Below are 12,761 nucleotides of genomic sequence, written 5' to 3' on the forward strand. Positions count from 1 at the left end.
AGCCTGTTTTTTAAGCAAGCATGACAGGCAGCTTTGAGCGAGGAGCGGACATTTTCCTGCTGACGGAGGCTGATAAATGAATGGTATTTTCATTCATTTCATAGTTTTTTATAATGTTTTGTTATAATTAAAACCTGCCATAAACGTTCTCTTTCCGCTAGTATCAAAGGACAGCATTGCTACTAGGATATCGAGAATGTTTAATTTAACCATCGATGAATCAGCGTCGCCAGTTTCCCGCGAAACCGTTGAGCGGACAGCCTATTCTTTGGGAGTTAGTAGTTTTACGTTCACTCCATTACCTTATAATGAGCTATCAAAAAAACTAGGATATAAAGCAAGTTTGCTAATGCTATGCCTTTCAAAAAACCCTAATGTCAGCCTTCCTGCATTAAAAGGGACTGTAGAATTAATTTCTACACTAACTGAATATCCAGCGTTCAAAGTTAACTCGTTAACAACATCTAATAATGCCTATCCAGTTTTCACATTGGAGACATTGGCTGCTAACGGTATATTTTCAAACGATTTGGAATTTTCTACAAATATCTCTCATTGCTTTCGAATTAGTCCAGAATTAAAAGTACCAAAGATATCTCTAGGTTTGAATGCAAGAGGATCGTATGAATTAGACTTATCCTTGGAATTGGTGATTATTAAAGAATTGATTGAATACTCTGTAGCAAAAGTGATCGTTGAATTTGATGGCCCGATGCATCTTAATTCAGATAATGTTCGTAATGATAAACTAAGAGATTCTTATGTCCAAAGTCAAGGGGCTACGGTTTTTCGTATTCAGAGCGTGAACACACATGATCTGACCAAAATCCAGCAAACCGAGAAATCACATGAACAATTGATGGCACACATTGGAAATATTAAAGAACACTTCCGCAGGAGACTATTCGAATTTTTAAAAACGTTTCATAATAGTTGATTAGCGACTATAAGTGAGTACCCCTCAATCAGAAATTATCACTTATAGCAATTCAGCATCAATCCAAATTAATGGCAATACCCCAGAGATTAGCTAATACACTAGCAACGTCCGCTACTGGCACAGGGCTGCTGTTGCAGCCCTGACAACCTTAGACTTCAACCGATTCAGAGATCACTAACGCATCATCGACTTCGATGCCCAGATAACGGACTGTGCTTTCCAGTTTCTTATGGCCCAACAGAAGTTGGATCACCCGGAGATTCTTGGTTTTCTTGTATATCAGGTAAGGTTTTGTTCTTCTCATGGAATGTGTGCTGTAAAGCGAAGCTTCGAGACCAAGCTTTTCTACCCACCCATGAAAAATTCGGCTGTATTGTCGGGTTGATATGTGCCGGTTAGTTCCGATCCGAGACCGAAACAAGAAGTCTTTACTGTGCAAATTGCCAAGCTTTATCAATGCAGCAACAGCTTCTCTTGTCCCTTTGGTTATCTCAAATTGCACAGGGCTACCGGTTTTCTGTTGCAGCACCGTTGCTCTGCTTGAAACCGAGCTACCATATGCAACATCAGTGACCTGCCCCCAGTATTAGCTACAACCATCAGTTAGTAATGGACTGACCCCACCCCGGTAGACGATCCTGGACTGACCCCACCCCGGTAGACGATCCTGCCCTATAGTTTGAGCATAGGAGGAGCGTATGGGCACACCACGATTTAAACCTGAATTTAAGGAATAAGCCGTCCGTCAGATAACGGAACGCGGTTATTCCGTGGCCGAAGTTTCTGACCGGCTGGGCGTTTCCGCACACAGTCTCTATAAGTGGTTACGGGCAATTAAACCCGATAACAGCGAACAGCATGCCCGTGATTTACTGGAAGCGAAAAGCGAGATCCTGAAGCTCAGGGCCCAACTGAAGCGCACTGAGGAAGAACGGGATATTCTGAAAAAGGCCGCGCGGTACTTTGCAAGGGAGCCCGACTGAAGTACCGCTTTATCAATGAGCACCGCACTGTATGGGGTGTCATGACGATGTGTCGGGTTTTGTGCGTTGCCCGGGCCGGGTTTTATGCGTGGCTGCATAATCCGGTCTCTGCGCGGGATAAAGATAACCAGCGTCTGCTGACGCTCATCCGCGATTCATATTCCCTGAGCGGTGGCGTCTATGGCTATCGTCGGGTTCATGGCGATCTGAATGAAATCGGTGAAACCTGCGGCAAAAACCGGGTGGGCCGTATCATGCAACTGAACCGGATCAAAGCCGTGCGCGGCTATAAAGCGCCACGTCGTATCGCTGGAAGGCCTTCAGTCGTTGCTCCTAATCGCGTGCAGCGGCAGTTCACCGTTGTCCGGGCCAACCAGGTCTGGGTCACCGATATTACTTATATCCGTACCTGGCAGGGATGGTTGTATCTGGCGGTGGTTATCGATCTCTTCGCCCGTAACGTGGTCGGCTGGTCGATGAAACCCACTCTCTCACGCGAACTGGCGCTGGATGCGCTGATGATGGCGGTCTGGCGACGTAAACCCGACGACGAGGTTATCGTTCACTCAGACCAGGGCAGCCAGTACGGCAGTGACGACTGGCAGCGCTTCTGCCGGGCCAATAACCTGACCCCGAGTATGAGCCGGCGTGGCAACTGCTGGGATAATGCGGTGGCCGAATCGTTCTTCAGTTCACTGAAAAAAGAGCGGATCAGAAAACGTATCTATAAAACCCGGGATCTGGCCCGGGCGGATATCTTCGATTACATTGAAGTGTTCTACAATCGGGCCCGGCGCCACAGCCACCTCGGTGGCGTCAGCCCGGAGGCCTTCGAAAAGGCCTCGCCGTGAGGACAGAAACTGTCTACAGGAGCGTGGTCAGTCCAGTACCGGATGCAACTCTTTAATAAAGTTCAGCACTCTCTTTTTTTTAGTTGTCGAAACTTTATGGCTATGCGAACTCTTGGTTGGAAGTCCATGCATGTTTTAGCGCCGTTTTGAATTCATCAGACTCTATCTTTTCGAGCTCATCTCTGAGCATTTCATTCCAGTCATCTTCTTCAAACTCTTCGAGCAGAGAATACAAATATTCGACATTAGGCATGATTGCTTGCACTGCAGTTCTGCGACTACCAAGCAACTTTATGTCACCGTTCAGGTTAAAAACACGGATAGTTTCTTGCGCTTTTTTAAGCCCTCTCCCCGTGAGTCCGATAGCTGGTACAACCTCTCCGGTAGTGAGAAATAGCAGGTAGTCGTCAGGGTTTTCTTCATCAGGTTTTATTAGATCATCAGCATTGTAGGCGCCAGCACCATTGTCCTTATATATACCGCAACGTGACCACCCGCCACTTTTTTTGGAATCGCCACAAGAACCAAACAGGTTACTCCAGATAAACGTCAGAGCAGGAAATTTTCCCCTTGGCCTGAAATGCTCAATATGACGTCTATTCAACCGGCACTCACAATAAGCACAAAACTCACCCTGCATTTCAGTTAATTTCGGCCATACCGCAGACTGATCAATCTCCATCCAGTCATTTTGACCGGCTGTATACTGGTCCAGAATCTCCGGACTCTCCAGCCGAGCTAACTCTTTCATTCCTATTTTCCCTTCTCGGCCCTTATCTTGTTTATTTTATTCTTCATCTTATTAATGCGAATAAGGCTGTCTGCTTTCTTCAACTCAGCACTATCGATGCCAAAGTGCGTCTTTATTTGGTCGTAAAGCTCTTGAGACTGGTTATCGAGTTCTCCCGAATTATCTAAAAGCAATAGTTCAAAGTCACCTAACCAATGAGATTCCGCAATACCAGGCGGTGTAGGATGTACGTTCATTACCTGCTCAAGAATTTGAGCATTCTCACTTCCCTTTGTTTGCATATCGGGAGAATCAAGGAATGATTGGTTGCCATCATCGTTGGGATCAAACTCACGAATACAGCGTTTCTCAATAGTAGAAAGAACAATGGGACTGTGTGTTGTAATAATAAATTGAATGTTAGGGAATGCACTGCGCAGGTTCAGGATAACTTCCTGCTGCCACTTAGGATGAAGGTGAAGTTCTATTTCATCAATTAAAACAATGCCACGTCCCTCTAATGGATTTTCCAGTAGGGGATTAAGCATGACCATTCTTCGCGCAAGATCAGCCACCAACGACAGAAATACACGCTGCCCGTCAGACAATTGGTCAATAGTAACATCATGCCCATCATTGGTAACTTTGACTAAATCAGAACCCGTTGTCATTTCAACCCATATCTTACTGATACTAGGTACAACCGAGCAGATTGATTTCTCAACAACACTTTTTTGAACAGACTCAGTTATCATTTTCGAGGAAACCGCAGCATCGTTTCTTTCTGAAGCTTCACTAAGCTTTAGCTTCATCTGTTCCAGAAGTGATTTTACCGAAACCATACCGCCATCAACGGAACGCTGTAAGTCATTAACTTGTTGTTCAAGTTCTTTAATTGAACTTGAGATATCTGATATGGTACGCTTATGCAGGTAAATGTACCACTCAACGAAATGATCGAAACGACCTGCGCCACCCAGTGCTTGACTATAGGCATCAAAACGCTCTTCTCTGCGTCCGGCATTATCTTTTGTATTGCGGTTAAAGGGTTGCGATCGCTCAACGTTGTAAAGAGCAAACGTCGGCAAGTTGATCGTCTTCGCCTCATTGATGACTCGCCATATATCAGCTAAATCCCTTGCAGGCTTAACCTCGCTGTCCCGCCTTTCTGCTGTACCAAGGGCTGAGCGTGACAATCTGATCGGCACACTCTTAAGTCCTTTGCCAAAGAAGAAAGTGCTGCTGACATCGGCATACCTGTTTTCAGCGTCATTTTTTATGTCAGTCAGTTCGCTTAACCTTTGTCCACTACCACCTTCCTTCAGGATGTTCGCGACGAACCAACTCAGCGTTTTTGCGATCGCATATAAGATGCTTGTCTTACCTTTACCATTGTTGCCAATAATGACTGTCAGATCTTCTTCGAATTTGATTTCAAGAAGAGAGAAACGGCGAAAGTCCTTTAGCGTCAGGCGGCGAAGATAGAACGCATTATCTGGACGAAACGTTCCTGACTCATCAACGTGTCCATCCTGAATGTAATCCCTACAGGTTTCGAACCACTCATCCACCAACATTTCACCCAGACCAGGCACATTATCATTATTACGTTGGTAAAGTTCGAACGCTGACAGTAAATTTCCACCCTTTGCTTTTCTTTCGTATTGTTTGGTCATCTCTGTCCTCTCAGGCGCTCCATGAGTTCTAATGAGTATTTTTCGTTCATCCGTGTGATGAACCCAGGTTCGATATGGCTGGCAAATGCTAACAGCCCGGTCAGATAAGCTTTATCCTCATTATCAAGGAGCCCATACTTGTACTGGTTAATCAGGTGTTTGATAAATCTTTTTCTATCGCGCCCTAGTGACAATTTCTCTTCATTATTTATTGTTACGCCAGTCACATGCCGGTTATGTGCTTTTGATGAGAAAACCGTTTTGCTGTGATTAAGTCTGAGCTCGCTTCCGAATAAATCCTTCAGTAACGCCTCAAGTGTTGAAGGAACAGCTTTCAGTACATTAGGGATATTACACGAGAATGTGAGGTCATCTGCATAACGTGTGTATGTTATCTCCAGCTTATTGCAAGCCGCATGAATTCGATTATCGAACTCATACATACAGAAATTGGATATGATTGGTGAAGAAGGGGCACCAACACTCAATATCAATTTGGTTTTGCGATGCTTTATCGGTTGCCAGAAAAGGATCTTTTCAATAAAAAACTTATCTTGGGGTTCAAATTGAGGTGTCAGCGCAGATGACATTTCAATGCACCGCCAAAAAATTGCTGGTGTAATTGAGTTAAAAAAATCCTCCAGATCCGCCTTCAGGAGATACTGGTTGCCAGCGTGTGCTGCAGCATTATCACGAATTCCCTTCCCTTTCATATAGGCCATTGAAGCATCATGAACAGGGAAGTTATAGAGCTGAACAAAGGCTCGCTGGATATCTTTTAGCCCTTTGGCAGGCTGGGCAATGACTCTAAACCCCGTCGTACGCTTAGGGATTTTGTAAACTTTGTACTTTCTCGGGGCGGTCACAAGAAAGGCGCTGATACCAGAGTCACTTTGACGTAAAACCGCAGCTAATCTACGAATAACAGACATAACAGTACCTGAAAATGGCCCGGCGCATTTACGCCGGGCTTCACTCTTTACTTGAGGAAGCGAAAGTGTCGCAACCCGAGAGAGGAACGATCTCGGGTTGCGACACTTTCGCAACCCTTAATACGTTCAATAAGTTAGAGTCTGGCTAATCACCCGACTAGACGTAACCGTCCAACGCTAAAGAGTATCTAAAGCTTATCGCAAACAGCCATGCTTAACAACTCTCCATGACTGGCCCATGAAGGAAGCTAACAGACTGTTACTCCAGAATTTATAGTCTTGAAGTGTAGTGGGCAACTAATTTTGTCCACACCATCTGACTGTTCATGGAACAGCTGTTCCGATTCGTTTGGGGGACGGTGAGGCGACGGTTGGAGTGAGGAAAATTAAACACTCGGCACTGAGGCCGGGTCTAGTGTGTATCATGAAACACTTATGATTCTGTCGAACATGTCATTGCCGGGCCCACGCTGTGCTATCACCCATAGCCTTATTTGTTCTAATCGTTGCTCTTCCTCTCTAACATATCCTTGAGGGTCAAAAATAAGACGGCCAATTGTCCTAGTTTTAAATATCTCGCTGTAGGTGCTAATTTGTCTCATTAACTCGGTAAGAAATTCACTTACGTCATTACCAAAAAATATACCCGCATCACGGAAGGTGATTTTTGATTGAATAATATAGTTATCTGCTGGCCCGTATCTCTGCGCCTCGAACTCATCCATAATTAACGTGAACGCATTCCGTATATTCATACGATAATCAACTAAATCAATACGCAAGCCTCGCTCTGATACCTGATTTGCTCTGCGGTTTGCTTTTGCTGATTGACATAATGCTATTCCTGAAAATAGCGCGGCGACCCCTGATATGGCACATGCCACGGTCGCTATAATATCTGTTTGTGTTACATTTCATTACCTATCCAACGCGCAGCTTAGCTACTTAAAATTCCTTTGACTGAAGTGATAACTTCGTCCATAAACGACCATTGTGCGCAGCAACAACTGCACGACATTGTGCATTGTGTTTCCATTCAAACCATCCACCTAATCAAAGCAACCCGAAACGGCCAACCCTAGGATTACCAGTGAATACCGTCATAGTAATCTGTTTATTCATGCTTTGCGGTGGATGCGGATTTTCTATAATAATGATCTGACTATCTTCATTATGGTGCTTCACAAGATAATCATAGAATTTCTCTTTCAAGTCAGTACCTTGCAAAGCCACATCATCTTCACCTTCTGGTTTGTAGTAAGCCAGTAGAGGGGAATCCAGAACTAGGAATCCCGGATGCGATAGCCCATTTTCCTGGCAAAACTCAAGTAGTCCGACACTGACTGCCGCATGGGTAATTGCTCGTAGCCCCTTTCCCCGGCTACCGCGAGGTTTTCCATCAATTACAAAATCCGAAGTATTTTTGTCAAAAAATACCTGGCATGCTCCGGGAAAATGCCAGTCTTTTAATATAGAGGAGATTTTTAACGACAGACTATGGGCAACAGACTCTGGAATGCCGTTTTGCACCGCACTTTTTTCTTTTTTTACCGGAGTATCACTTTGTAATTTCACTTTCCTGCTTTCCAGCCGGTCCAATCTTGAGAACAAATCAATAGATTGCTGGACAATGGCCCGTTCGTCGATCAGTTCAGCATACGAATGCCTGAAACTGTCAACTTCAGGAGCAATAGTTTCCCGAATGGCTTTATCCAGACGCAAATAATCCTCTTCATGGACAATGCATTGCTTCTCAAGGCGTTGCTTTTCGCTGACAAGATCTCTGACTGTACAATTCAGCTCAGCCAAAAGTCGTTCGGTCTTTTGCATCTCGGCAGTTGCTGAAGTAATGATTGAATCTACATCTCCATCACATATTTGTTCCAGGTGTTGGTGAGCAGGACTCGCTCCACAATGAGGGCAAGGAACCACGTTAATATGCATGAAGATTAACCCACTCTCCTGAATGGATTTCAGACGGTTGATATCTATAACATAATGCTCATTCAGAAGTGTAAATCTGGCAAGTAGTTCGGATATCTCATCCAGTCGTCCCTGGATTTTGTTTCGCTCATCAAAGGCCAGTCCCCTTTGCTGTAATAACCGCTCTAGTTGCTGCTGTGCGGCAGTAAGCGATTCACGTTGACTCTCAATAGATTGTTCAAGGCGAGTCAGTTGGGAGGCCAGATCATCACGCTCTTCTCCCATATCCTTAATTTCAATGGCTAACTCCGCAATTAACTCATCAATCAACATAATCTGAGACGTATTGCTTACACCATCGCCACTTACTGCAACGACCGCAGAATCATCAACCCCTGTCAGCAGAAGTTTGACCGTTGCCAGTTCAGCGGTTTTGGTTGTGAACTGCCCACTCCAAAAGGGAGAGCCTTTATGCTGAATTTCATCTTCCTGAACCAGAGCAAGCCTCGCCAGATTGCGGAAGCTCAGTCCCTGAGTCGTAGCTTTGGTACTACTTTTCAAAATCTCCTTATTCGGCAAGCCAATCTGTTCAAGTAAAAAACTGGAGATATTATCCGTTTTACCCCGGACGTACTTCTGTTTTAGCACGATAGGTTTCGAGTCTGGCTCATCCAAATCAGTTAACTTGAAATTCCCGCCAGTAACTGCACGTTGTAGACGCCAACTTCGACCATCACTGGTGACAAAATCGAGAGTTATTTCTGCATAAGCAGCTAATTCTGTAATTACCCTGAGCTCCGTTCCACCCAGCATAAAATCCAGAGTTTCTGCTAGGAATGATTTGCCGGTATCGGAAGCCCCACAAATCACATTAATACCGGATGAAAAAGATAAAACGGATTCTTTGGTTTGGCCACGGAACAAAATTTTTCTAAGCTGCAAATAATTATCGCTCATCATCATCCTCCAGATGACTGAATACTTTGGAACTGACTCGACCACTGCTGAAACAAGCGATGTGTAATGTTCCGTATTTCCTGCGTAGGCAGGTCTTTAAATTCACCAATTACCCATTCAGCACAAACTTTTAGTCGACATGAATATTCAGTCGTAAGAGAAGAGATAAAAGGTGCCGCGAGCTCGCCAGCAAGATAGTTGAACCCATCACTAGTTGAAACACGTTGCACGAGCCCCCTGCTCATCATGAGCATCAATCCCTTTTCAATCAAACCATGCCTGACTAGTAGTTCGCCCGCACGCATCGGTAGTGGGGCATGCAAACTGTCAGGACCATCAGCATCACCGGAATGCACAACGAGATAATCCATTTCAACCAGCCGTTGCAAATCATAAGACTCAGGGAAGGCTGCAACCAGAATCGCAAGCGAACGTATTCCGGTTTCGAAAGGACTATTGAAGGGCTCTGGATGTTTTTTATGATTCATTATCTGGCACCCAAATCAGGCGATCGTCATTAGCCAACTGATGGCATATGCCTTGGCGATCTTGTGTTTTAATTGAAGTGACCAACGGATTCGATGTGACCGCGATAGTGGTAGCGTGCTTCATAGTTTCTTTCATTCTCGCAAACCCACTCAAGTGATAATCTTCGCAGACATCAATTACACCATGGTAGATTTCATCCTGTAAGGCATCAAATGTCCCCGCAGGAACAGTATCTCGCGCAAAATTCTTTAGCGATTCTGCGTGATAAAAACGTTCGCGCTGGCGAAGATAGTCACTACGAAATTGATTGTGTGACGCCAACGAAGCAGCGTCTGGTAAATTTGTGCCTAAATGGTCTCCATAGGCATCAAGCAACTGGCGAATGTATCGGCTTTCATTTTCCGTCGGTATGGTTGGTGGAGAAGATGGGTTAGGCCGATACGGCAACCCGCCACCAAAGCGAACCGAGTGAAAACCCGTTCTGGCATGACTTTCGATAAGCTCAACTATCGATTTTGATGAAAAAATAGTGAAATCAAATGCGTCAAGGTAAGCTCTTAATGCACCAGTCAACGGAATTTCAGCAGTAGAAGTAATACCCTTTAGACAGTAATTATCCCAGTTTTCAATCGATTTTTCTTTCAACTCAGTAGGCTTGTTCAACAACTGTTCAAGACTGGTTCCGATTCCCTGAGAGCAAACAAAAAAATGCTTTCGTGGAGGGGTATATTTGCCAAGATATGAGTAATAAATAATCTTGCCAATTTCAACCCAAATATCACCAGGCCGAAGAGGATGTCCATACCGCTTGCATTGATAGTTATCCCATACCGCCTCGAATCCCTTGTCAGAACAGAAACCAGCAATATCTATCCCAAGATCACCAGAACCCCCAAAGCGTCTGGCTGCAACATATTCATTTTTGAGATAACTTGCCCATTCCTCTGTAAACGACTCCCATTCGTCAGGGCTAAAGAACTGAACCCGCACTGTTTTTGGAATCGGTAATCCAGTCTGGATGTGCGAAGACGACGGGACATCACTGTTTCCCTTTGGCTGAATATCTCTAAGTTCAATATCAGGAATCATATGACATACCTATGCGACTATTCAGGTCAGTTTGCTTCGTCACAAATGAAAGGTCAATGAAAAATATGGCTAACTTACTGTTATCTATAAAACATTTATCAATATTTTGACATTTAACAAGTATGGAATAACCCCTAACTATCAACGCTGTAATTAAGATACCAGCGTTTGACTGACCCTGGCCCAAAATCAGTGCAGTGCTAAATCAGAGATCTTCGTCTTTCTGGAGACTTCGGATAAATTCAGCCGGAGTCATGTCATTTAATGATGAATGCGTTCTTTCATGATTGTATTCCCTGCGCCAATTGTCGAGTTTGTCCTGCGCATCTTCCAGTGACAAAAACCAGTGAATGTTCAGACATTCGTCCCGCAGACTACCGTTAAATGATTCAATAAACGGATTATCTGTCGGTTTTCCGGAGCGGGAGAAGTCTATCGTGACACCGTGTTCATACGCCCATTTATCCAGACTTTTCGAGATAAACTCGCTGCCGTTATCCGTCTGAATACGTACCGGCAGGCGCTTACCCAGTACCCGAAGCGCTTCCATTACGCTGACCACATCGTCACCTTTCAGCGATTTTCCGGCATGGATCGCCAGACATTCCCGACTAAAATTATCCACTACAGTCAGTGCCCGAAAACGTCGCCCGTTAAACAGATTATCCGACACAAAATCCATACTCCAGCACTGATCGACATGCGTCAGCGTCGGGCGCTGCTGACGGCGTGCTGCACTGAAATGTCTGCGGGGCCGCTTTCTGCGCAGATTCAGTCCTTCCAGGCAATAAATCCGGTGGGTTTTCTTGTTGCTAACAAGCCAGCCCTCCCGACGTAACTGGATATGAATGCGTGGACAACCGTAGCGTATCCGGGTTTCTGCTATCTCCCTGATGCGCAGGGTTATCGCCCGATCATCACGCCGGCTCAGCCAGTGGTAAACAGTTCTGCTCTGCATCAGCAGCCCGCAACCCCGCCGGACGCTGATACGGTAAGCTTCCAGCAGGAAATGCACCGCCTGGCGTTTCTGAGCCGGCCTCAGAACTTTTGCTTCAGCACCTCCTGAAGCATCTCTTTGTCCAGACTCAGATCAGCCACCAGTTTCTTCAGCCGCTGATTTTCATCCTCCAGTTGCCTCAGACGTCGCAGTTCAGTCACGCCCAGACCGGCAAATTTCTTTTTCCAGTTGTAAAAGGTAGCCTCAGAAATGCCCATCTTTCTGCAGACTTCCCCGACGCGGGTCCCGGTTTCTGCCTGTTTCAGCGCAAACGCAATCTGTTCTTCGGTATAACGGGTCTTTTTCATGGCGATGTGCCTCCCAGCGAGATGGAAGAAAGACCGGATACTTCAGTTTAGACTGGCACTGTTTTCAGGGAGGAGATCAGCACGATTATGCGGGATACTTACATCCCTAATAATCCTCATTTCGTTTTTCTATTGTGTTTACAGTAGGATTTCTGTAAAGACACAAGTAATCTCCTTAGGATTAGCCTTCCAAAGATGGTGAAAACCGCTTGATAGCATAACTTCTATTTTGCTTCCAGGTGACTCAATTAACAGATATCGGTCGTGACAATTTGAGTATTTTTGAAGTGCTGATACGCTTGATGTCCAATCTGTGCATATGGTATGCAGAAATGTATTAGTTATTTCTGAGCTATTTGCTCTTGCACTAATTCCAGATGCAACTTCGGCATATTCAATGTGCAACCTCCTTCTGGGAAGAACTTGATAGAATAACTTGTTGTTTTCCATCCAGTTTTCAGAAAAATAGTTATCGCAAATTGTTATTTTTGTGGCGTTGCTGCACATCATTCCAAAATAACTGATCAAGTCTTGTCTGCTATCAGTACTAGATAATGAAAAAACAATATTTTTATTAACCATGTCATTCTTGAAATGTACATATGGAAAGGCTTTGGAACTGTCCTCAGTTAAAATTATTTTGAATATGGTTTTTGAGGCCAACGTAATTAGATCATCGTTACTCTCTGGCAACTGTGCCATTTGAGACAATATTTGAACATGGTTAGGTAGTTCAAGCCCTTCTTTTAATGCAGCTTTAATCTGTTTCCAGTTAGTCGCGTAAGGATGTGTGAACTTCCTCATTAGTAGTTTAAATGTTTTTGATTCTTTTTTATTTTCATAAGCGATTAACAAGGAATTGTCTAAAACCATCTTCCCTAACATA

Annotated in this window: 11 protein-coding genes and 1 pseudogene; 2 read left to right on the forward strand and 10 right to left on the reverse strand. The window is 44.5% G+C overall.

The genetic code is table 11. From position 1 onward, the window contains the following. Positions 1–196: 196 nt before the first annotated feature. Positions 197–937 carry a DUF559 domain-containing protein gene (locus ABFI50_RS20055; RefSeq protein WP_115509560.1) on the forward strand — a complete coding sequence of 247 codons (741 nt, stop codon included), beginning with the start codon at positions 197–199 and terminating at the stop codon, positions 935–937. A gap of 151 nt (positions 938–1,088) precedes the next feature. On the opposite strand, the pseudogene ABFI50_RS20060 reads toward ABFI50_RS20055, so the two are convergent. Next, positions 1,089–1,517, reverse strand: a pseudogene (locus tag ABFI50_RS20060) (tyrosine-type recombinase/integrase); the annotation flags it as partial. A 172-nt stretch (positions 1,518–1,689) separates the two neighbouring features. On the opposite strand from ABFI50_RS20060, the gene ABFI50_RS20065 reads away from it, so the two are divergent. Next, positions 1,690–2,774 (forward strand): IS3 family transposase gene (locus ABFI50_RS20065; protein WP_232683310.1). Its coding sequence is split into 2 segments (ribosomal slippage): positions 1,690–1,885 and positions 1,885–2,774, totalling 1,086 coding nucleotides; the frame shifts between segments, so codons are not numbered across the junction. A gap of 100 nt (positions 2,775–2,874) precedes the next feature. Here ABFI50_RS20065 and ptuB read toward each other — a convergent pair. The 9 genes from ptuB to ABFI50_RS20110 form a co-directional block, all read right to left on the reverse strand. Then, positions 2,875–3,525 carry a retron Ec78 anti-phage system effector HNH endonuclease PtuB gene (ptuB, locus tag ABFI50_RS20070; RefSeq protein WP_048977947.1) on the reverse strand — a complete coding sequence of 217 codons (651 nt, stop codon included), beginning with the start codon at positions 3,523–3,525 and terminating at the stop codon, positions 2,875–2,877. Positions 3,526–3,527: 2 nt separating this feature from the next. Then, positions 3,528–5,180, reverse strand: coding sequence for a retron Ec78 anti-phage system effector ATPase PtuA (gene ptuA / locus ABFI50_RS20075; RefSeq protein ID WP_063444466.1), 1,653 nt, complete (start codon positions 5,178–5,180; stop codon positions 3,528–3,530). Further along, a complete protein-coding gene (locus ABFI50_RS20080; protein WP_063860790.1) occupies positions 5,177–6,112 on the reverse strand; it encodes a retron St85 family RNA-directed DNA polymerase in 936 nt (311 codons plus the stop codon). The genes ptuA and ABFI50_RS20080 overlap by 4 nt, the downstream gene beginning before the upstream one ends. 422 nt (positions 6,113–6,534) lie before the next feature. Then, complete coding sequence (locus ABFI50_RS20085) at positions 6,535–6,996, reverse strand: hypothetical protein (protein WP_233176679.1); 462 nt, start codon at positions 6,994–6,996, stop codon at positions 6,535–6,537. 169 nt (positions 6,997–7,165) lie between these two features. After that, entirely contained in the window at positions 7,166–8,992 is a 1,827-nt protein-coding gene (locus tag ABFI50_RS20090) for an AAA family ATPase (protein ID WP_095526227.1), read from the reverse strand. 2 nt (positions 8,993–8,994) lie between these two features. Then, positions 8,995–9,480, reverse strand: coding sequence for an ABC-three component system middle component 2 (locus ABFI50_RS20095; RefSeq protein WP_063444465.1), 486 nt, complete (start codon positions 9,478–9,480; stop codon positions 8,995–8,997). Continuing rightward, positions 9,470–10,570, reverse strand: a complete 1,101-nt coding sequence (locus ABFI50_RS20100; protein WP_048977954.1) for an ABC-three component system protein — start codon at positions 10,568–10,570, stop codon at positions 9,470–9,472. The genes ABFI50_RS20095 and ABFI50_RS20100 overlap by 11 nt, the downstream gene beginning before the upstream one ends. A gap of 205 nt (positions 10,571–10,775) precedes the next feature. After that, positions 10,776–11,875, reverse strand: a protein-coding gene (locus ABFI50_RS20105; RefSeq protein WP_347484906.1) for an IS3 family transposase whose coding sequence is annotated in 2 segments (ribosomal slippage) — positions 10,776–11,620 and positions 11,620–11,875 — 1,101 coding nt in all. Because the reading frame shifts where the segments join, the coding sequence is not laid out codon by codon here. Between the two features lie 138 nt (positions 11,876–12,013). Beyond that, positions 12,014–12,760 carry a hypothetical protein gene (locus ABFI50_RS20110; protein WP_048977979.1) on the reverse strand — a complete coding sequence of 249 codons (747 nt, stop codon included), beginning with the start codon at positions 12,758–12,760 and terminating at the stop codon, positions 12,014–12,016. Between the last annotated feature and the right edge of the window lies 1 nt (position 12,761).

It is taken from the genome of Enterobacter sp. HNDS-6, assembly GCF_039850505.1.
Classification (GTDB): Bacteria; Pseudomonadota; Gammaproteobacteria; order Enterobacterales; family Enterobacteriaceae; genus Enterobacter; species Enterobacter kobei.

What these genes read in the sequence shown, in the direction of transcription:
- ABFI50_RS20090 (WP_095526227.1), bottom strand. Translation starts at nt 8,992, where the DNA reads ATGAGCGATAATTATTTGCAGCTTAGAAAAATTTTGTTCCGTGGCCAA.
- ABFI50_RS20055 (WP_115509560.1), top strand. Translation starts at nt 197, where the DNA reads ATGTTTAATTTAACCATCGATGAATCAGCGTCGCCAGTTTCCCGCGAA.
- ABFI50_RS20080 (WP_063860790.1), bottom strand. Translation starts at nt 6,112, where the DNA reads ATGTCTGTTATTCGTAGATTAGCTGCGGTTTTACGTCAAAGTGACTCT.
- ABFI50_RS20100 (WP_048977954.1), bottom strand. Translation starts at nt 10,570, where the DNA reads ATGATTCCTGATATTGAACTTAGAGATATTCAGCCAAAGGGAAACAGT.
- ptuA (WP_063444466.1), bottom strand. Translation starts at nt 5,180, where the DNA reads ATGACCAAACAATACGAAAGAAAAGCAAAGGGTGGAAATTTACTGTCA.
- ABFI50_RS20110 (WP_048977979.1), bottom strand. Translation starts at nt 12,760, where the DNA reads ATGTTAGGGAAGATGGTTTTAGACAATTCCTTGTTAATCGCTTATGAA.
- ABFI50_RS20095 (WP_063444465.1), bottom strand. Translation starts at nt 9,480, where the DNA reads ATGAATCATAAAAAACATCCAGAGCCCTTCAATAGTCCTTTCGAAACC.
- ptuB (WP_048977947.1), bottom strand. Translation starts at nt 3,525, where the DNA reads ATGAAAGAGTTAGCTCGGCTGGAGAGTCCGGAGATTCTGGACCAGTAT.